This window comes from Brucella sp. H1_1004 (assembly GCF_047308065.1).
Lineage (GTDB): Bacteria > Pseudomonadota > Alphaproteobacteria > Rhizobiales > Rhizobiaceae > Brucella > Brucella pseudogrignonensis_B.
Genome location: NZ_JAYKZA010000002.1, coordinates 1,697,142 through 1,716,483, shown reverse-complemented (window position 1 = coordinate 1,716,483; position 19,342 = coordinate 1,697,142). Strand labels below are relative to the sequence as shown.

Here is a 19,342-nt window from a genome sequence, read left to right as displayed (position 1 = left end):
CAGCTGAAATTTTAATCGTCTCTATAACTTGTCTTCTCAACTTCTACAGGTTTCGCACTTTCGCGCGAAACCGATTTTTCAACGCATTATCCAAACGATTTCGACCGCCAAACTATCCCAATGATTTCGCGATGCAATGCGTATTTTGGTCTAATTAAGCCAGTTTTGTCACGTCAGCGTGAATGCTAACAGTTCAAACGATTTGATCTTTTACCCGTGCAAGCGACTCTTCGCGACCAAGCACGAACAGAACGTCGAATACACCCGGTGATGTCGCACGACCGGTGAGTGCTGCGCGCAATGGTTGCGCAACCTTACCAAGTTTGAGGCCAATCGTTTCCGCGTGCGCACGAACAGCTGCATCAAGTGCGTCAACAGTCCATTCGCCAACTGATTCTAAATGCGGCAGAACGCCTTTAAGGATTTCACGGCCTTCGTCACTGAGAAGGGAAGCTGCTTTTTCATCAAAAGCGAGCGGACGTTTGGCGAAAATAAACTTCGCACCATCTGCGAGCTCGACCAGTGTCTTCGCACGATCTTTCAGACCGGGCATTGCTGTCAGAAGCTGTGCACGTCCCTTTTCGTCAAGCGACGCTTCCAGCTCTTTACCGCCATCGATTTCCGGCAATACGGCGATCAATGCGTCGAACAAAGCTTTGTCATCGCTGGCGCGCATATAAACGCCGTTGATGGCTTCCAGTTTCTGGAAGTCAAAACGTGCTGCACCCTTGTTGATGTCGGTCACGTCAAACCATTCAATCATCTGCTCGGTCGACATGATTTCATCGTCACCATGGCTCCAGCCAAGGCGGACGAGATAGTTGCGCAGTGCTTCAGGCAGATAACCCATCGCCCGATAAGCATCGACACCAAGCGCGCCGTGACGCTTTGAAAGCTTAGCGCCATCCGCACCATGGATCAGCGGAATATGAGACATCTGCGGGACTTCCCAGCCCATTCCGTCATAAATAACGGTCTGGCGGGCAGCATTTGTCAGGTGGTCATCGCCGCGGATGATATGCGTAACGCCCATATCGTGATCGTCAACGACAACCGCGTGCATATAGGTTGGATTACCATCGGAACGAAGAATGATGAAATCGTCGAGATCCTTGTTCGGAAAGCGGACATCGCCCTGCACAGCATCGCGAACAACGGTTTCGCCATCGCGTGGCGCTTTAATGCGGATAACAGGTTTCACGCCTGCAGGCGCTTCGGATGGATCACGATCGCGCCAGCGGCCATCATAACGTGGCGGACGGCCTTCAGCGCGTGCTTTCTCGCGCATTTCTTCGAGTTCTTCAGGTGTTGCGTAGCAATAATAGGCTTTGCCTTTCGCAACGAGTTCTTCTGCTACTTCCCGGTGACGCGGTGCACGTTCGAACTGTGAAATTGGTTCACCGTCCCAATCGAGGCCAAGCCAGGTCAAGCCATCAAGAATAGCGGCCGTTGCAGCTTCGGAAGAACGCTCACGATCTGTATCTTCGATGCGCAGCAGCATCTTGCCGCCCGTATGCTTTGCATAAAGCCAGTTGAAAAGAGCCGTGCGGGCTCCGCCAATATGCAGATAACCCGTGGGCGAAGGGGCAAAACGGGTGACGACCGGTTTCGACATAACAGCTCCACTGTGTCAAAGCCTCGTTGAGTTGCGGCAGGAAGCCGAGCGCGAGGCAGAATTTTGAATATGTAGCGCCCGTTTTCTCACAGTCCACGGGCGATAAGGATTCTCATTGCGAGAACCCTCTCGATTTTGACTGTGGTTCATGTAGCATAGGCAGCACGGTGTGCAAGCGTTTCCCAATTCTTTCGGACCGTCGGGACGTGCTTCTTTAGATTAAGCGCGGGCACTTTTGCAGTCAGGCGGGGGCATGACGGGCATAAGGGAAAGACAAGAGGTGAGCGAGCGGGCATTTGTCAAAGACATGCCTGAAGGTCTTGCTCGTGCCTTGCTTCCTGAACCGTGGTTACCAAAAGAACGAGCTGATATTCAGCCCGTCGCTTTACCGGAAAGGAAACTGACACCTTCCGAGCGTGCGCGGGAACTGCTGAGTAGTTCACGGCAGCTTTTGATTGCGGCGCTTGATCGTGAAATAGGGCGCGGAATATTTTTTCTTCTTTTTCCCGTTTTTATGGGGTTGGGAGCCGTTGTTTATTTCACGCTTTCTTATGAACCTGAATGGTTGCCCATTCTGTCTGTTGTTGTAGCTGTTTGTTTAATACGTTTTTTATTCCGAAAACACTTCCTCGTATCACAAGCAGTGACACTCGTGTTGGCGGTGTTATTGGGAATAGTTGCGGGAAAGTTTGAGACTGAACGAAGAAGCACACAATTGTTAGGTTCGGAGGTCACAACACGCGTTACCGGTAGAGTTGTTGGCTTAGAATATCGCGACAATGGCAGTTGGCGTGTGACGCTTGATTTGCTTGAAACGCAACGCCCCAAACTTCGCTATGCGCCGCAACGCATCCGAATTACAGCGCGTGATATACCAGCCAAAACAGAAATTGGCAGCGGCTTGACTGGTTTCGCGCGGTTACGTGTGCCCTCTGGTCCTGTTCGACCGGGAAACTACGACTTTGCGTTTCACGCCTATTTCGGCGGGATAGGTGCAAATGGCTTTTTCTTGGGCACTCCAAAAATAGCTGATGTGCCTGCACCAAGTGAGGTTTTTGCCAAAATTTCCGGCGCTATCGCTCAATTACGGGTACATGTTTCTGAACGTATCGCTGAAGTGCTTTCAGGCGAGGATGGGAGTGTCGCAGCCGCACTCATCGCTGGAGAACGAGCGGGGATAAGTGAAGAAACAAATGAGGATCTGCGCAAAGCGGGTCTCGCGCATATCTTGTCTATTTCTGGTTTGCACATGGTGTTGGCTGCAGGGGTTGTGATGATGTCATTGCGATCTTTATTCGCACTCGCACCAGCGTTTAGCGCCAGATATCCGGTCAAAAAAATTGCTGCATGTCTTTCACTTCTAAGTTGCACGTTCTATCTGGCTATGTCCGGTGCTGACGTCGCTGCGCAACGAAGCTATGTGATGATCGTTGTGATGCTTTGTGCATTGCTGGTCGATCGCGCAGCGATCAGTATGCGCAATCTCGCTATCGCCTCAGTGGCAATGATTGCGATTTCCCCGCATGAAATTGTGGGGCCAAGCTTTCAAATGTCGTTCTCAGCCACTGCGGGTCTCATTGCAGCTTTTGCGTGGTGGAGCGATAAGAAATCTCGCAAGCAAACAGCTATTGAAGATCGTCGCGCAAAGCCACGCGGGATTATTTCAAAAATTCTATTACCAACGGTTGCGACGGGCGCTACGTCTATTGTTGCTGGCGTGGCCAGTGGAATTTTCGCAGCCTATCATTTTAACAATACGGCGCCGTTTGGTCTTGTTGGCAACGTATTGGCACTACCCGTTATTTCTATATTGGTTATGCCCTTCGCAGTGCTCAGCTTGTTATTGATGCCGCTGCATCTGGATTGGTTGCCATTGCAGATTATGGGGTTCGGCGTCTTACTGGTCAGACATATTGCAAGTTTTGTCGCCAGCTTTTCGCCTGATGGTAATCCAGGGGTCATGCCAGCTAGCACGCTTGTTCTCTGGACGCTGGCGCTTGTTATAGCGGTTGTGTTTACAACACGAATGCGATGGCTGGCACTCCCCTTCGTAATTATCGGGCTTGCCGTTTTTATAAGAACACCGTTGCCTGATATTCTTGTGAGTGAAGATGCGAAATTCGTCGCTGTGCGTCTTCCAGATGGGAATTTTGCTATTAATCGCAGCAGGCCTCCAAAATTTACCGCGCAGAACTGGCAGACAGCCTATCTGATTAATGAGTTTATTCCGCCGCAGGTGGTAAAAAAACAGCGAATGGTATCAGCTGAAGAAGCCTTTGTTTGCGAAGATGGGGTGTGCGCCATTCCGCTGCGGGACGGTAGAATGCTATCCTACACGGCAGATGAAGCAATGAAAGACGCAGCCTGCAATATTGGCGACATTGTGATTCTCGCTATAGCTGGCAAAGAGTTGAGCTGTAAGCGTTCTAGCGTCTTGATGATCGACCGACAGGAACTAGCCTTAAAAGGTACTCTTGAACTCAGACTGGGGCCTAAACTGCCACGTGTAAGCGCTTCTACAATCAACTCAGACGAAAACGGTATTGCGCAGGAGAATAAAATTTACCGTTTCGCACCGACCAAAACGACCAACTTAGCCGACTACGCTGATAAACTGACCTTTTCAGTCGATGCGCCAATACGCCCGTGGCATTTGCATCGTCTCTATTCACGAGCGGCGAGGGGACTTCCTGATCGCGAATATCAAAAGAGAACTGGCACCAATAAAAATAGATCTTTCGAGCGGACACGAAGCCCTACGGAACTCTGGGAGCCGCTTTGATCTATCGCACTGCTTAAGAGGAAACAAAGTCAGGTGCATGTTTCCTCTTAAGCAGTCATTTTAATAGCGTCGGATGAGGCCGATTAACTTGCCCTGAACACGCACACGATCTGGCCCAAAAATACGGGTTTCATAAGCCGGGTTTGCAGCTTCAAGCGCAATTGACGCACCCTTACGGCGGAAGCGTTTCAGAGTTGCTTCTTCGTCATCGACCAGTGCAACAACAATTTCGCCTGGATTGGCCGTCTCGCCGCGCTTAATGATGACGGTATCACCATCAAAAATTCCGGCTTCTATCATCGAGTCGCCTTTTACTTCGAGCGCGTAATGCTCGCCCGCGCCGAGCATTTCTAGTGGCATACTGATCGAATGTGTCTGATTCTGAATTGCTGATATCGGTACACCAGCTGCGATACGTCCCATCATCGGCACAGAAACCGTCGCCGGAGAATCGTCATTTGCCGTAACAGGGGCAGGGCGAGCTGGTGGAGGTGGCGCTTTTCCAAGGCTTCCTTCGATGACACTCGGAGCGAACTTCTTTTGTGAGTTCAAGCCTGGTGCAATGGAGTCAGGCAGGCGAAGAACTTCCAACGCACGGGCACGATTGGGAAGCCTGCGGATAAAACCGCGTTCTTCCAGCGCTGTGATAAGGCGATGAATGCCCGATTTGGAAGCCAAATCGAGAGCTTCTTTCATTTCGTCAAACGACGGAGGGATGCCCGTCTCTTTAAGACGTTCATGAATGAACAGCAGAAGCTCGTGCTGTTTACGGGTCAACATGCGCCATACCCTCCGGACCAGAATCAAATAAAAACAAAACCAGAACGAACACTATATGTTCCAGTCTTGTTCCGCAATGGTTTTAAAATGATTAATGGTTGTGCGGAGGGGGCGTTCTTTACAGCATTAATATCGTACAAGCGTCACCCGTGGAGGCAGCAGGGGCATGCTCATCTCTGATCAGCAATGCCTGAGAGCGAACCAGCGCTGAAAGCATCGATGAGTCTTGAACCGGGAAGGGTGTTGCAATCAGTGTGCCGTCAGATGCCTGAGTGACAGTCGAGCGTACATAGTCGCGCCGGTGATCATTGGCTTTTATCGCTTCACCAAGCTTGGCTGGGCGAATATCTGCATTTAACTCTTTGCCAGAGAGTTTGGCGACGAGAGGGCGCAAAAAAACAAGACTGCATACGAGACTTGAAACCGGGTTACCCGGCAGCCCGATGACGTGAATAGTTTTGCCAGAAGTGGCTTTGCGTCCGTACATTAGCGGCTTACCCGGACGCATGGCGATTTTCCAAAAGTCGAGATAAACGCCACAATTCTGCAACGCACCGTGAACGTAATCGCGATCTCCAACGGATGCGCCACCAATTGTCACCAGAATGTCGATACCATCTGAAAAAGCGTCGCTGATTGCTGTTTCTATTTTTGCCGGATTATCAGTGATGATGCCTAAATCTTCTGGCTCACCACCTGCACGGCGGACGATTTCGGCGATGCCAACACTGTTGGAAGCGACGATCTGGTCAGGGCCGGGAATTATTCCGGGCGGAACAAGTTCGTCGCCTGTAGCGAGTATCGCGACGCGCGGCTTGCAGAACACTGAAATTGTTGCATTGCCGCTCGCTGCTGCAAGCGAAAGCGCAGGCGCATCAAGAGAACGACCGATTGGCAGTACAACATTGCTGGGAGCGAAATCTAGCCCCGCACGTCGGATATGCCGCCCCTTGTCTAGTCCGTTGAGGATGGTGAGAGTTTCACCCGAGCGTTCCGTATCTTCCTGAATAGCGATGCTATCGGCACCCGCGGGCATTGGTGCGCCGGTGAAGATGCGTACGGCTTCGCCTTGTTTGAGCTCACCTTCGAAGCGTTTTCCTGCAACTGATTCGCCAATAACTGTGAATTCGAGCGGATAGTTAATGCTGGCAGGGGCAATCAGCGCATAGCCATCCATAGCCGAGCAATCAAAAGGAGGCTGTTGTAGTTTGGCCTGAACAGGTTCTGCAACGACACGTCCGCCTGCTTCAGAAAGCGAAATTGTCTCTGTACCATGCGGTTGCGCACTATTCAGAATACGCGCAAGCGCTTCATCGACTGGAAACAGGGACATCGGTTTTCCTCTCGTCTGAAAGATCAGGCTTTCCAATCGCCTGACTTGCCGCCACTTTTCGCACAAACGCGGATATCGGTAATTTCCATATGACGATCAACTGCTTTAGCCATGTCATAAATCGTCAGGCAGGTAACAGAAACGGCAGTCAGCGCTTCCATCTCAACGCCAGTACGGCCTTTGAGTTTTGCGGTTGCCGAAACGCGCAAGCCGGGCAGAGCTTGGTCGGGTTCTATTTCGACGGACACTTTGGTCAACATCAGTGGATGACAGAGCGGAATAAGATCAGCGGCCTTTTTCGCCGCCATAATGCCAGCAAGCCGCGCTGTGCCAATGACATCGCCTTTGGCTGCATTGCCTTCCAGAATGAGTGCCAGCGTTTCTGGCTTCATCCTGACCGCGCCTTCAGCGGTCGCCACGCGATCCGTTTCGGCCTTGTCGCCGACATCGACCATATGGGCGGAACCTGTCTGGTCGATATGGGTCAGCTTGGCCGTCATGGCTCACACCTTGCCGGTTAGAAGTTCGCGGGTGGCGCTTGCCACGTCATCCTTGCGCATCAGGCTTTCGCCAATCAGGAATGTGCCAATATCGGATTTTTCAAGACGCAGGCAATCATCATGCGTGAAGATGCCACTCTCGCCCACCAGAAGGCGGTCTGACGGCACCATTTTTGCGAGGCGCTCGGAAACGGCAAGATCAACGTCAAAGGTACGGAGATTACGATTGTTAACGCCGACGAGTCGCGACGAAAGTTTCAATGCGCGTTCGGTCTCTTCTTCGTCATGCACTTCAATCAGCGCATCCATACCAAGCTCAAAAGCGGTTTCTTCAAGAGCTTTTGCCAGATCATCATCAACGCTTGCCATAATGATCAGAATGCAATCTGCTCCCCAGCTGCGGGCTTCATACACTTGGTAAGTGTCGAAAAGAAAATCCTTGCGCAGCGCAGGCAATGAGCATGCATTGCGCGCAGCAGTCAGAAACTCCGGCGCGCCCTGAAAGGATGGCGTATCGGTCAGAACCGAAAGACAGGCAGCGCCACCATCTTCATAGGCTTTCGCCAACGCTGGAGGATCGAAATCCGGGCGGATAAGACCTTTGGATGGACTCGCCTTCTTGATCTCCGCAATGAGAGCAAACTTTTTGGCCGCACGCTTTGCTTCGAGCGCTTTGAGAAAACCGCGCGTTGCTGGCTGATCTTTGGCCAGTGCCTTTACTTCGTTGAGAGGCAGGCTTGCCTTTGCAGCAGCGATTTCTTCGCGTTTATAAGCTTCAATTTTCCGCAGAATGTCGGTGGACATAATGTGATCCTTTCCGTCAGAGCGGCTTGTCGTTTGATACAGCGATAACTTTTTGCAAAACGGCCAGCGCCGCACCGCTATCGATTGATTGCGCCGCGAGCGCAATGCCGTCTTTAAGGTCTTTTGCCTTACCGGAAATCACCAGAGCTGCACCAGAATTCAGCAGTACAATGTCACGATAGGCATTGTGAGCGCCTTCAAGCACGGCAAGCAGTGCTTTGGCATTAACTTCGGCATCGCCACCTTTGAGTTCAGACATATCGACGCGGCGAAGGCCGACGTCTTCCGGCTGAATTTCAAATGTGCGGATGGTGCCGTTTTCGAGTGCTGCAACTTTGGTGGTGCCGGACGTGGTCATTTCGTCAAGGCCGTCGCCATAGACGACCCATGCGGTTTCTGAACCCAGAGTTTTAAGAACTTCCGCTAGTGGCTCTACCCATTCTGCTGAGAAAACGCCGACGAGCTGACGCTTGACGCCAGCCGGATTGGAAAGCGGTCCAAGAAGGTTGAAGATTGTGCGGGTGCCAAGCTCGACGCGTGATGGGCCCACATGGCGCATTGCCGAATGGTGCATCGGCGCGAACATGAAGCCAAGACCAGCTTCTGTGATGCTGCGGCCAATTGTATTGGCATCGGCCTCGATGTTGACGCCCAGCGCTGCCAAAGCATCAGCAGCGCCCGATTTTGACGAGAGCGCTCGATTGCCGTGTTTTGCAACCGGCACGCCTGCGCCAGCAACGACGATGGCAGAGCAGGTTGAAACATTGTAGGAGCCGGACTGGTCGCCGCCGGTGCCAACAATATCGACAGCATCTTCTGATCCTGCAACAGGCAGCATGCGGGAACGCATGGAAGCAACAGCACCAGCAATCTCCGGCACTGTTTCTCCACGAACACGCAGAGCCATCAGGAAGCCACCGATCTGCGAAGGGGTGGCCTGACCGGACATCATAATGTCGAAGGCTGCTTTAGAATCCTCGAACGACAGTGGTGTGCCGGTGGCAGCCTTGGCGATATAGGGTTTTAAGTCAGCCATTCTCTTATGTCCGCCGCTTATCAGAATGCCAGTGCGTTGTTGATGGCAGTCTGGTTAATCTTGACCGGGTATTGCTTCTGCAACTCACCGACCAGCTGTTCAAGCACGTCATCGGTGAGTGTTGATGCGAGATAGGTCTGCTGCTGTTCTGGAATAGCTTCTGGACCAGTGGCAGTTGGCTCGGTCACTTCAATCACTTTGAAGAGAAGCTGTCCGTCATTGGAAACAGCGCCAGCAGTGCCGGTGTGGTTAAGCGGACCACGGAATACCTGTGCGGTTGCGGCAGAGCCGAAATCTGCATCATTGGTGTTACGGGTGATGCCGCGCTTGGTCTGCTTTTCGACGCCTGCACTTGCTGCGATTGCGTCGAGCGTTTCACCGCCATCAAGACGCTTTTTCAATTCAGCCATGCGATCATTGAGACGCTTGACTGCTTCTTCGCCCTTCCATGCCGCTGTAACCTTGTCCTTGACTTCATCAAGTGTGCGATCGCGCGCGGGGGTCGTTCCGTCCACCTGATACCACAGATAACCAGAGTTTCCGAGCGTCAAAGCGTCATTGTCAAAACCCTGATCGGCCTGAAATGCGGCGGCAAGAAGTGCTTCCGAGTTTGGCAACTCAAGGGCTTTGCCAGCTGGATCATTGCCTTCATCGTCAACAGCTTCGATCGACACAGCCTTGAGGCTCAGACCTTTGGCAACGTCTGCCATACTGCCACCTTCGGCACGCTGCTGTTCATAGGAGTCGTGAATGCCGTTAATGCTGCTGATCGCGATATTGGTCGCTACGGTGTCGCGAATTTCTTTTTCGACTTCCGAGAGTTCTTTGACGCTTGCAGGATTAACCGTCGTAACGCGCAGAATGACAGGGCCGAATGCACCCTTTACGACATCACTGACGCCACCTTCGTTAAGTGCAAATGCTGCATCTGCAATGACGGAATCAGGAAGAGCAGTCTTTTCAAAGGTGCCGAGAACGAGATCGGTTTCGCTCTTGCCCTGTTCCTTGCCAATATCAACGAAGCTGGTGCCAGCTGCGATTTTTTCGCGCGCGGCCTTTGCGGCTGCTTCGTCGGCAAAGTTAAGCTGTTCGATTGTGCGGGTTTCAGTGGTGCTGAAACGGCTTTTGTTCTTTTGGTAATAGTCTTTAATTTCGTCTTGTGTGACAGCGGCCGGGTCGGCAATGTCCGAAGGCTCAAGCTTCACATAGGTAATCTTGCGGTATTCTGGTGCTTTATATTCGTCTTTGTGCGCATCAAAATAAGTCTTGAGCGCTTCATCCGAAGGGGTAGGGACCGCATCAGCTTTTTCAGCCGGAATTGTAATGTAATCGGCGCTGCGGCTTTCACCCTGATATAGAGCCAATGCTTTCAGCATCGTGGCTGGCATTTTCAAACCATCGGTTGATGCTTCAACGATTTGCTGGCGACGCGCAACTTTTGCACGATTATCGAGGTAATCCTGTGGGCGGATGTTTGACTGGCGCAGAACGGCATCAAACTGGGCGCGGCTGAAATTGCCGCTTGCATCCTGAAATGATGGGTCTTCGCCGGTCAGACGCGCAATGCCGTCCTTGGAAAGGCCAAGCTGCATGTTACGAGCCTGTTCATCCAGAACCACACCGGCTGCGAGCTGTGCCAGAACCTGCTGGTCCACACCAAGCTGCTGGGCCTGTTCACGATTGAGCCGCTGGCGGAATTGCTGCGAAAGGCGCATCAGTTGCTGCTCATAGGCAAAACGATAGTCAGTCGTGCTGACTTTTGAACTGCCAGCGCTAATGGCTGAATCAACTTCCATTTCGCCCTGGAAAGCATCCGTAATACCCCAAGCCGCAAAGCTGAGGACGAGCAGGCTAAGAAGAAGCTTAGCAACCCAGGATTTGGCGGCATCACGCATACTGTCGAGCATTGGAAACCCTTTAAGAACAAAACAAAGCCCGGCTATCCGTTAAGATAAGCCTTGTGAGGGGATAACCTTAACAAAGGTTCCGATGCAAGTTCTCATTGTGTGCAGATCACCAAGAACGTTGCATTGCTGTGCGAATACGCTTAGTCAGTGGCAAAATTTGGCGCTGCTTGGAAATTGTTGAGCGGTTTGCTGTCGTTCAAGGCGAGGAGAATGACATGACTCCGGGAATCCGTCCGCTGGTTGCTGGCAACTGGAAAATGAATGGTACGGGAGAATCTCTAACCGAACTGCGCGCAATCGCGGCGGGTCTGAGTTCTGATCTTGGCCGTAAACTTGATGCCGTGATCTGTGTTCCGGCAACATTGCTTTCACGCGCAGCCGAAACGCTGGAAGGCGAGACTGTCGGGCTTGGAGGACAGGATTGTCATCCAAAAGTATCGGGCGCGCACACAGGCGATGTTTCGGCACAAATGCTCAAAGAAGCGGGTGCAAGCCATGTCATTCTTGGTCATTCAGAGCGCCGGACCGATCATCGTGAAGCCAGTGAACTGGTGCGCAGCAAAACGGAAGCCGCATGGGTAGCCGGTCTTGTTGCGATTGTCTGTGTCGGTGAAACGGCAGATGAGCGCAAGGCGGAGCGTACGCTTGATATTATCGGCGAGCAGCTCGCAGCGTCTCTTCCTGAAGGTGTTAAGGCTGAAAACACGATTGTTGCCTATGAGCCTGTATGGGCTATCGGCACAGGTTTGACGCCTACGGTTCAGGATGTTCGGACAGCCCATGCATTCATGCGTAAAAAGCTGACTGAGCGATTTGGTGCCAATGGCGCGCATCTCCGTCTTCTCTATGGCGGTTCGGTGAAGGCGTCGAATGCAATGGAATTGCTGAGTGTCCCGGATGTTGATGGTGCTTTGGTTGGCGGCGCCAGCTTGAAAGCAACGGACTTCCTCGCCATATGCGAAACCTATCGCAATTTGTGACAAGTGATTGCGTCCTTTAATCAATATCGGGCGCGGGGCTTGGTTTATGACGCAATAGCGTGTAAAGAGCCGCTCTATCTATTTGTATCATCGCTAACCGGGCGCATGTTTTAGTGCTGTCTCGGTTGAGCATAAGTCCAGAGATATAAAGACCTTAACCTATGCAGACCATAGTCATTGTCATTCATTTGTTGATCGTTTTGGCGCTTGTTGGCGTTGTGCTCATCCAGCGTTCCGAAGGCGGTGGCCTTGGTATCGGCGGTGGTTCGGGCTTTATGACGGCTCGCGGCGCGGCAAATGCGCTGACCCGTACAACAGCCATTCTCGCGATTGGCTTTTTCGCGACTTCGCTGGCTCTCGGCATCATGGCGCGTTATGGCGAAAAGCCGACCGACATTCTGAACCGTATCCCTGCCGCTGGTAGCACGCAAAATACGCCTGCTGGTGGAACTGATGCAGGCGGCGGCATCCTTAATCAGCTCGGTGGCGAATCTTCGCGCACCAACGAAGCTGAAACACCTGCTTCGGGTGAGGTTCCAGCTCCTGCACAGCCAGAAAGCACGCAGCCACAGGCTCCACAGGTTCCAAGCTCACAGTAAGATTATTAGAGCTCATAGATTTTCTAAAAGGCCGGTCTGTTTTCAGATCGGCCTTTCTATTTTGGTAATAAGCACCCAAAGTGTTGCATGCAGGCAATAGCGATCATCGAATCGTGATGTATTGACCGTTCCGATAATTGAGTAATTTTGCTGATTAACGTATTGAGTTGCAAAACCTGAACGCAATGTTGCGACAGGTATTTTCCGCTTACGTCTGGTTTCGGGAACTGATCATGTCTTCACGTTTTATTTTGATGGCTGGCATCGCAAGCCTCTGCATCGGTCTTTCAGGCCAGAGCTTTGCCGCCGGTGCTGCTGGCGCAGAAGCTGAGCTTGATGCTGCCGCGACTGCTGTTCAGCAGGTAGCTGTGGCAAGCGATACAACTGCAAAGCCTGCCAAGAAGAAAAAGAAAAGCGCTTCTAATGCAGGTGCTGCGAAGAAGGTTGGCCTTAATCGCTACAACATCGATCCACGTTATCAGGCTCAGACCGTTTCGTTCACTGGCTACGAGCCAGGAACAATCGTGATCGATCCGTCGAAATATTTCCTTTACCTCGTTGAAAGCTCGGGCAGCGCGCGCCGTTATGGTATCGCTGTTGGTAAAGTCGGTCTGGAGTTCAAAGGAACTGCTACTGTTAACGCCAAGCGCGAATGGCCACGCTGGATTCCGACCAAGGAAATGATCGAGCGCAATCCAGCGCAGTATGGTCGTTATAAAAATGGCATGGATGGCGGCCCGGGCAACCCGCTCGGTTCACGCGCCATGTATCTGTTCCAGGGCAACAAAGACACATATATCCGCATTCACGGCACGACTCAGCCATGGACAATCGGTAGCCCTGCTTCAAACGGTTGTTTCCGTATGACCAACGAAGACGTCATGGATCTTTATGACCGCGTTGGTATGGGCGCAAAAGTCGTCGTTCTCTGATTTTTTTATAAACTACCCGAAAGGCCGGGGGTTCCCCGGCCTTTTTTCGTGCGTACATAACAATTCAAGTTATATGTTATGAACAGAACGAACTTGGTGGAAGCGTCCGATTTTCTCGCATGCAATGCAGTTTGGGCGCGATTTTGATGGAAAAAACATTGATTCCCATTTTTTTTAGTGGCGGAATCAATCAGAAGGGTCTAACGACATAAGCCCATGGCGCGATATGTATTCATCACAGGCGGCGTGGTTTCTTCCCTCGGAAAAGGCATTGCCGCAGCAGCATTGGCTGCACTCCTTCAGGCACGTGGTTACCGCGTGCGTATCCGTAAACTCGACCCTTATCTGAACGTCGACCCCGGCACGATGTCGCCTTACCAGCATGGTGAGGTGTTCGTCACTGACGATGGTGCCGAAACAGACCTTGATCTGGGCCATTACGAGCGGTTCACCGGTCGTCCTGCAAATCAGCGGGATAATATTACGACGGGTCGTATCTATCGCAACATCATCGAAAAAGAACGCCGCGGCGATTATCTTGGTGCGACGGTACAGGTCATTCCTCACGTTACGGATGAAATCAAAAACTTCATCCTTGAAGGCAATGACGACTACGATTTCGTGCTGTGCGAAATCGGGGGCACGGTTGGCGATATCGAAGCTATGCCGTTCCTTGAAGCGATTCGTCAGCTTGGCAACGAACTGCCACGCAATAGCGCGGTCTATATCCATCTGACATTGATGCCGTATATTCCTGCGGCGGGTGAACTTAAGACCAAGCCAACACAGCATTCGGTCAAGGAACTGCGCTCAATCGGTATTGCTCCGGATATTCTTCTGGTGCGTGCGGATCGCGAAATTCCGGCTTCTGAACGCCGCAAGCTGTCGCTGTTCTGCAATGTGCGTGAAAGCGCGGTTATTCAGGCGCTCGACGTTTCTACCATTTATGATGTGCCGATTGCTTATCATAAGGAAGGTCTCGACAACGAAGTGCTTGCAGCATTCGGCATTGAGCCTGCACCGAAGCCACGCATGGAGCGCTGGGAAGGCATTTCTGACCTTCTTCACAATCCTGAAGGCGAAGTTACCATTGCCGTTGTCGGTAAATATACTGAGTTGAAAGACGCTTATAAGTCGCTGATCGAAGCCCTTCAGCATGGCGGCATCGCCAACAAGGTGAAGGTCAATCTCGACTGGATCGAAGCGGAAGTGTTTGAAAGCGAAGATCCGTCACCATATCTCGAAAAAGTGCACGGCATTCTGGTGCCGGGCGGCTTTGGTGAACGCGGCGCGGAAGGCAAGATACTTGCTGCCAAGTTCGCACGCGAACATAAGGTGCCTTATTTCGGCATCTGCTTTGGTATGCAGATGGCATGTCTGGAAGCAGCGCGTAATCTCGCTGGTATCGAGAATGCATCTTCGACCGAGTTTGGTCCGACCAAAGAACCAGTTGTTGGTTTGATGACTGAGTGGCTTAAGGGCAATATGCTCGAAAAGCGCACGAAGTCTGGTGATCTCGGCGGAACGATGCGTCTTGGTGCATATGATTCCACGCTAAAGGCTGGAACGCGTATTGCCGACATTTACGGTTCGACTGAGATTTCCGAACGTCATCGTCACCGTTATGAGGTGAATGTTGACTATAAGGATCGCCTTGAAGAAAGCGGCCTGATCTTCTCAGGCATGTCGCCTGATGGTGTCCTGCCGGAAACAGTCGAATATGCCGATCATCCTTGGTTCATCGGCGTTCAGTACCACCCGGAACTGAAATCCCGTCCGTTTGAACCACACCCACTCTTCGCCTCCTTCATCGCAGCCGCGATGGAGCAGGGCAGACTGGTTTAAATCTCTTACGCGCCCTTCTGGGGCGCGTTTTACTTTACGCGAGATACGCCTTTGTTTTTCGCATGTCTTTATCCAAAAACCGGTTCCCACTTTTTGGAGACATGCTTGTTGGGGCGCGTTTCATTTGTGCGCCTTGTTTTCGTTCAATTCGCACGCCAGATAAGGTGCCTCTCAGGCACTTGTAATATTTGAAGGTTCCAAATTATGACGACGGCCAATACTGCTGTAAAAATCGGCAATGTAACGTTCTCCAACACTGCACCGCTGGCATTGATTGCCGGGCCTTGTCAGATGGAAACGCGTGAACATGCTTTTGAGATGGCTGGCCGTCTGGTTGAAATCACCAGCAAGCTTGGCGTTGGCCTCGTTTACAAATCGAGCTTTGACAAAGCCAACCGCACGTCGCTGAGCGCACAACGCGGCATTGGTCTGGAAAAGGCATTGGAGGTCTTTTCGGACCTTAAGAAAGAATACGGCTTTCCGGTGCTGACAGACATTCACAATGAACATCAGTGTGCGGAAGTTGCTGAAGTTGTCGATGTTCTGCAAATCCCGGCATTTCTTTGCCGTCAGACTGATCTTCTGGTTGCGGCAGCCAAGACGGGCCGCGCGATCAACGTGAAGAAGGGCCAGTTTCTGGCGCCTTGGGACATGAAGAACGTGCTGGCGAAGATCACCGAAAATGGCAATCCAAATGTCATGGCTACCGAGCGCGGTGCATCCTTTGGCTACAACACACTGGTGTCAGACATGCGTTCGCTGCCGATCATGGCTGGTTTTGGCTCGCCAGTGATTTTTGATGCGACTCACTCTGTGCAGCAGCCGGGCGGGCAGGGTGGCTCTTCAGGTGGTCAGCGTGAGTTTGTTGAAACGCTTGCAAGCGCTGCTGTGGCTGTTGGTGTGGCTGGTGTGTTCATTGAAACCCATCAGGATCCTGACAATGCACCGTCCGATGGCCCGAACATGGTGCCTATCGATAAAATGCCTGCACTGCTTGAGAAGCTCATGGCATTCGACAAGATTGCTAAATCGATTTAAAATTCATCAAGAATTCACAGGCGGGGGATTTTCCTCCGCCTTAAATGTCTGTAATGAAGACCTGAAATTGAATTTCTTCAATGTGCCTTGCAACAAAGCGGGGCTATCTACAGGGAAGGACTTGCCCCTATGACTGCAATCATCGACATCGTTGGTCGCGAAATTCTCGACAGCCGCGGTAATCCAACCGTCGAAGTCGACGTTTACCTTGAAGACGGCTCTTTTGGCCGCGCCGCTGTGCCATCGGGCGCATCGACTGGCGCGCATGAAGCTGTAGAGCTTCGCGACGGCGGCAGCCGCTATCTCGGCAAGGGCGTTGAAAAGGCTGTTGAAGCAGTCAATGGCAAGATTTTTGATGCAATCGCTGGTCTTGATGCTGAAAATCAGCTGCTCATCGATCAGACACTCATCGAACTTGATGGCACACCAAACAAGGGCAACCTTGGTGCAAACGCAATTCTCGGCGTTTCGCTTGCTGTTGCCAAGGCTGCGGCACAGGCTGCTGGCCTGCCACTCTACCGCTATGTTGGCGGTGCAAATGCCCATGTTCTGCCAGTTCCAATGATGAACATCATCAATGGCGGCGCACATGCTGACAATCCAATCGATTTTCAGGAATTCATGATCATTCCGGTCGGCGCTCCGTCGTTCCGCGAAGCTGTTCGTTATGGTGCGGAAGTTTTCCACACGCTCAAGAAGCGTTTGAAAGATGCTGGCCACAACACCAATGTTGGTGACGAAGGTGGCTTTGCGCCGAACCTGCTCAGTGCAGAAGCAGCGCTCGATTTCGTTGTTGAATCGATCGAAAAAGCTGGCTTCAAGCCAGGCGTAGACATCGCAATCGGTCTTGATTGCGCGGCAACTGAATTCTTCAAGGACGGTAACTACGTCTATGAAGGCGAAAACAAGACTCGCGATCCAAAAGCGCAGGCTGAGTATCTCGCAAAGCTTGCTGCTGATTACCCAATCGTTTCGATTGAAGACGGTATGGCTGAAGACGACTGGGAAGGCTGGAAATACCTGACCGACCTGATCGGTGACAAGTGCCAGCTCGTTGGTGACGATCTGTTCGTGACTAACTCGGCACGCCTGCGCGATGGCATCAAGATGGGCGTTGCCAACTCGATCCTCGTCAAGGTCAACCAGATTGGCTCGCTTAGCGAAACGCTGGACGCTGTCGAAACCGCTCACAAGGCAGGTTACACCTCTGTCATGTCGCACCGTTCGGGCGAAACTGAAGACTCGACCATTGCAGATCTCGCAGTCGCAACCAATTGCGGACAGATCAAGACCGGTTCGCTGGCCCGTTCAGACCGTACTGCAAAGTACAACCAGCTCATCCGCATCGAAGAAGAACTTGGCAAGCAGGCTCGCTATGCAGGCCGCAGCGCTCTGAAGTTCCTCTAAGACCTTTTAGTGGTTGGTTAAATGAAAGACGGCGGCTCAAAGGCCGCCGTTTTTTATTGCTTTCATGCTTCCTCTTTGTGAAGCATCATAATCACAACGGCCATCATGCTCGGTAGAGCGTATAATAGCGCCCCTAGTTGGGTATTGAGCGGATTTTCCTCGGCTTGCCACGCCATGAACCAATCACCTGCAACGACCATGAAGCCAAGCCCCCAGACTGCGATAGCGCACAGGCCTCCGAGCATCGCCCATGCTTTGCCGTTTGCGAAAGCGGTGTAGTCTTTTCCAATGTTTGTGATCATCTTGATAACGCCGATTGTGGCGAGGATACCTGCCAGCGTTTCCATCGCTGTGATTCCAGCAAGTCCGACGTAAGGGGACCAACTTGCTGTAATAGCGCGCCAGGTTAAAGCCGGGTTTCCGTATGTGTCAGTCATTGACAAAAGCGGTGCGACCGCATGTTGAGCAGTGCCTGAGAAATCGGAAGTATTATTCAAAAAACTGAATAAACCCCACAAAGCGGGGAATAATGCCATAACAATGCACGAAATTCTTTTTACTATTTTCTCATTCATGATTTATGATCCTATCTAATTATTATAAATATTCAATTTTTACTGAGTTATTGTTGATTTTTATTTAAAAGATAAACTGGAAGTATTGAATATAGGTGAGGGTCTGATGGCGCTATTGCTTTCACGCTCTCGCAACCTATTTGTAATTTCCTATGCCTCACGCGAATAATAAAAAAAATACCATCACTTGGTGGAGGGCAAACAATTGGGAGAGAAAAATGGCTTACATAGAAGGATTTGTCGTCGCAGTTCCGAAAGCCAATAAAGAGGTTTATCGGCAACATGCCGCTAAAGCTGCGGAATTGTTCAAAGAGTTTGGCGTAACGCGAATGGTCGAAGCCTGGGGCGATGATGTCCCCGATGGCAAAGTCACAGATTTCCGCCGCGCAGTTCAGGCAAAAGACGATGAAGAGGTGGTCTTCTCGTGGTTTGAATATCCTGACAAAGCCACACGCGACGCTGCCAATGAGAAAATGATGAGTGATCCGCGCATGAAGCAAATGGGTGAAACCATGCCTTTTGACGGTAAACGCATGATCATGGGTGGGTTCTCTACCATTGTTGATGTGTAACTTGCCCAGTATTTATTAATGGGATGGCGGCTCTCGTCGCCATTCCTATCACTTCGCGGGGCGGTTTCAAAAAAACTGACACTGGACCCTCTCTCCTCGCGTTGCGGTAAATCTCTGTTAAGCAGAATTATGTTTTATGGTGGAAATCGGATTGACGGCTTCAAATCAGCATCGGAGCCCTCGTGAGTGTCCGGGAAGGAAGCCGAAATGTGGACCAAGCAGAAACGTAAATCTATTCGTGGCCGTTTTGTGCTGCCTGTTTTGACAGCTGCGTTTCTGAGCTATTTTGGTTTTCACGCCTATCATGGCGAATTTGGTCTTTATTCGCGTCTCCAGCTGGAACAGCAGAAAAGCCTGCTGACCGAACAGCTTGCACAAGTGACTGCCGACAGAGCTGCACTTGAGAAGCGAGTCACGCTTCTGCGCGATGGTTCGATTGAAAAGGACATGCTTGACGAGCAGGCTCGCAGAGCGCTTAATCTCTCCCATTCCGATGAAATGACAATAATCATTTCTCGCGAAGATCGGTCTAATTAACCAAATTCAGGTTAATTGTCTTTTTGTGATATGTTTTTAAAGGCTTGGCGGCATAGCAGCTATGCTTTGCGTGCATATTGTATCTTGTAAATTGCCCGTA

General features: G+C 51.5%; 17 protein-coding genes. 9 read left to right on the top strand and 8 right to left on the bottom strand.

Translation table 11 applies throughout. The features are described from left to right. Positions 1-193 precede the first annotated feature (193 nt). A complete protein-coding gene (gltX, locus tag U2P60_RS15650) occupies positions 194-1,615 on the bottom strand; it encodes a glutamate--tRNA ligase (protein WP_413573297.1) in 1,422 nt (473 codons plus the stop codon). A gap of 253 nt (positions 1,616-1,868) precedes the next feature. On the opposite strand from gltX, the gene U2P60_RS15645 reads away from it, so the two are divergent. After that, positions 1,869-4,397 (top strand): ComEC/Rec2 family competence protein, encoded by a 2,529-nt coding sequence (locus tag U2P60_RS15645; RefSeq protein ID WP_413573296.1) that lies wholly within the window; start codon positions 1,869-1,871, stop codon positions 4,395-4,397. Positions 4,398-4,457: 60 nt separating this feature from the next. On the opposite strand, the gene lexA is transcribed toward U2P60_RS15645, so the two are convergent. From lexA to U2P60_RS15615, 6 genes are all read right to left on the bottom strand, one after another. Further along, positions 4,458-5,177 carry a transcriptional repressor LexA gene (gene lexA, locus U2P60_RS15640; protein WP_413573295.1) on the bottom strand — a complete coding sequence of 240 codons (720 nt, stop codon included), beginning with the start codon at positions 5,175-5,177 and terminating at the stop codon, positions 4,458-4,460. 118 nt (positions 5,178-5,295) lie between these two features. Further along, on the bottom strand, positions 5,296-6,510 hold the full coding sequence (gene glp, locus U2P60_RS15635; protein ID WP_413573294.1) for a gephyrin-like molybdotransferase Glp: 1,215 nt from the start codon (positions 6,508-6,510) through the stop codon (positions 5,296-5,298). A 23-nt stretch (positions 6,511-6,533) separates the two neighbouring features. Further along, positions 6,534-7,010, bottom strand: a complete 477-nt coding sequence (moaC, locus tag U2P60_RS15630; RefSeq protein ID WP_413573293.1) for a cyclic pyranopterin monophosphate synthase MoaC — start codon at positions 7,008-7,010, stop codon at positions 6,534-6,536. Positions 7,011-7,013: 3 nt separating this feature from the next. Further along, on the bottom strand, positions 7,014-7,814 hold the full coding sequence (gene trpC / locus U2P60_RS15625) for an indole-3-glycerol phosphate synthase TrpC (RefSeq protein WP_413573292.1): 801 nt from the start codon (positions 7,812-7,814) through the stop codon (positions 7,014-7,016). Between the two features lie 16 nt (positions 7,815-7,830). After that, positions 7,831-8,850: an anthranilate phosphoribosyltransferase gene (gene trpD, locus U2P60_RS15620; protein WP_313826567.1), complete on the bottom strand. Its 1,020-nt coding sequence runs from the start codon at positions 8,848-8,850 to the stop codon at positions 7,831-7,833. A gap of 20 nt (positions 8,851-8,870) precedes the next feature. Next, on the bottom strand, positions 8,871-10,757 hold the full coding sequence (locus U2P60_RS15615; protein WP_413573291.1) for a peptidyl-prolyl cis-trans isomerase: 1,887 nt from the start codon (positions 10,755-10,757) through the stop codon (positions 8,871-8,873). Between the two features lie 215 nt (positions 10,758-10,972). Between U2P60_RS15615 and tpiA the strand changes: the two genes are divergently transcribed. From tpiA to eno, 6 genes are all read left to right on the top strand, one after another. Next, positions 10,973-11,737 (top strand): triose-phosphate isomerase, encoded by a 765-nt coding sequence (tpiA, locus tag U2P60_RS15610; protein ID WP_413573290.1) that lies wholly within the window; start codon positions 10,973-10,975, stop codon positions 11,735-11,737. A gap of 161 nt (positions 11,738-11,898) precedes the next feature. Next, on the top strand, positions 11,899-12,336 hold the full coding sequence (gene secG, locus U2P60_RS15605) for a preprotein translocase subunit SecG (protein ID WP_313826564.1): 438 nt from the start codon (positions 11,899-11,901) through the stop codon (positions 12,334-12,336). A gap of 233 nt (positions 12,337-12,569) precedes the next feature. Next, positions 12,570-13,268 (top strand): L,D-transpeptidase, encoded by a 699-nt coding sequence (locus U2P60_RS15600; RefSeq protein WP_310010031.1) that lies wholly within the window; start codon positions 12,570-12,572, stop codon positions 13,266-13,268. A gap of 216 nt (positions 13,269-13,484) precedes the next feature. Continuing rightward, the gene (locus U2P60_RS15595) at positions 13,485-15,113 is read left to right on the top strand and encodes a CTP synthase (protein ID WP_413573289.1); all 1,629 of its coding nucleotides are present in this window, start codon (positions 13,485-13,487) and stop codon (positions 15,111-15,113) included. Positions 15,114-15,317: 204 nt separating this feature from the next. After that, on the top strand, positions 15,318-16,151 hold the full coding sequence (gene kdsA / locus U2P60_RS15590; RefSeq protein WP_413573288.1) for a 3-deoxy-8-phosphooctulonate synthase: 834 nt from the start codon (positions 15,318-15,320) through the stop codon (positions 16,149-16,151). Between the two features lie 129 nt (positions 16,152-16,280). Beyond that, on the top strand, positions 16,281-17,558 hold the full coding sequence (eno, locus tag U2P60_RS15585; protein ID WP_250040859.1) for a phosphopyruvate hydratase: 1,278 nt from the start codon (positions 16,281-16,283) through the stop codon (positions 17,556-17,558). 62 nt (positions 17,559-17,620) lie between these two features. Here the strand turns inward: eno and U2P60_RS15580 are convergent, their stop codons facing one another. Beyond that, on the bottom strand, positions 17,621-18,133 hold the full coding sequence (locus U2P60_RS15580) for a DUF2165 family protein (RefSeq protein ID WP_413573287.1): 513 nt from the start codon (positions 18,131-18,133) through the stop codon (positions 17,621-17,623). Between the two features lie 218 nt (positions 18,134-18,351). Between U2P60_RS15580 and U2P60_RS15575 the strand changes: the two genes are divergently transcribed. Next, complete coding sequence (locus tag U2P60_RS15575; RefSeq protein ID WP_413573286.1) at positions 18,352-18,705, top strand: DUF1428 domain-containing protein; 354 nt, start codon at positions 18,352-18,354, stop codon at positions 18,703-18,705. 207 nt (positions 18,706-18,912) lie between these two features. Further along, positions 18,913-19,242 (top strand): FtsB family cell division protein, encoded by a 330-nt coding sequence (locus tag U2P60_RS15570; protein WP_250039786.1) that lies wholly within the window; start codon positions 18,913-18,915, stop codon positions 19,240-19,242. Positions 19,243-19,342: the final 100 nt, after the last annotated feature.

Excerpts from the sequence above, each read along its gene's own strand:
- kdsA (WP_413573288.1), top strand. The coding sequence starts at position 15,318 with ATGACGACGGCCAATACTGCTGTAAAAATCGGCAATGTAACGTTCTCC.
- lexA (WP_413573295.1), bottom strand. The coding sequence starts at position 5,177 with ATGTTGACCCGTAAACAGCACGAGCTTCTGCTGTTCATTCATGAACGT.
- U2P60_RS15580 (WP_413573287.1), bottom strand. The coding sequence starts at position 18,133 with ATGAATGAGAAAATAGTAAAAAGAATTTCGTGCATTGTTATGGCATTA.
- secG (WP_313826564.1), top strand. The coding sequence starts at position 11,899 with ATGCAGACCATAGTCATTGTCATTCATTTGTTGATCGTTTTGGCGCTT.
- U2P60_RS15645 (WP_413573296.1), top strand. The coding sequence starts at position 1,869 with ATGACGGGCATAAGGGAAAGACAAGAGGTGAGCGAGCGGGCATTTGTC.
- U2P60_RS15600 (WP_310010031.1), top strand. The coding sequence starts at position 12,570 with ATGTCTTCACGTTTTATTTTGATGGCTGGCATCGCAAGCCTCTGCATC.
- U2P60_RS15575 (WP_413573286.1), top strand. The coding sequence starts at position 18,352 with ATGGCTTACATAGAAGGATTTGTCGTCGCAGTTCCGAAAGCCAATAAA.
- U2P60_RS15595 (WP_413573289.1), top strand. The coding sequence starts at position 13,485 with ATGGCGCGATATGTATTCATCACAGGCGGCGTGGTTTCTTCCCTCGGA.
- trpD (WP_313826567.1), bottom strand. The coding sequence starts at position 8,850 with ATGGCTGACTTAAAACCCTATATCGCCAAGGCTGCCACCGGCACACCA.
- eno (WP_250040859.1), top strand. The coding sequence starts at position 16,281 with ATGACTGCAATCATCGACATCGTTGGTCGCGAAATTCTCGACAGCCGC.
- moaC (WP_413573293.1), bottom strand. The coding sequence starts at position 7,010 with ATGACGGCCAAGCTGACCCATATCGACCAGACAGGTTCCGCCCATATG.
- U2P60_RS15615 (WP_413573291.1), bottom strand. The coding sequence starts at position 10,757 with ATGCTCGACAGTATGCGTGATGCCGCCAAATCCTGGGTTGCTAAGCTT.
- glp (WP_413573294.1), bottom strand. The coding sequence starts at position 6,510 with ATGTCCCTGTTTCCAGTCGATGAAGCGCTTGCGCGTATTCTGAATAGT.
- U2P60_RS15570 (WP_250039786.1), top strand. The coding sequence starts at position 18,913 with ATGTGGACCAAGCAGAAACGTAAATCTATTCGTGGCCGTTTTGTGCTG.
- gltX (WP_413573297.1), bottom strand. The coding sequence starts at position 1,615 with ATGTCGAAACCGGTCGTCACCCGTTTTGCCCCTTCGCCCACGGGTTAT.
- trpC (WP_413573292.1), bottom strand. The coding sequence starts at position 7,814 with ATGTCCACCGACATTCTGCGGAAAATTGAAGCTTATAAACGCGAAGAA.
- tpiA (WP_413573290.1), top strand. The coding sequence starts at position 10,973 with ATGACTCCGGGAATCCGTCCGCTGGTTGCTGGCAACTGGAAAATGAAT.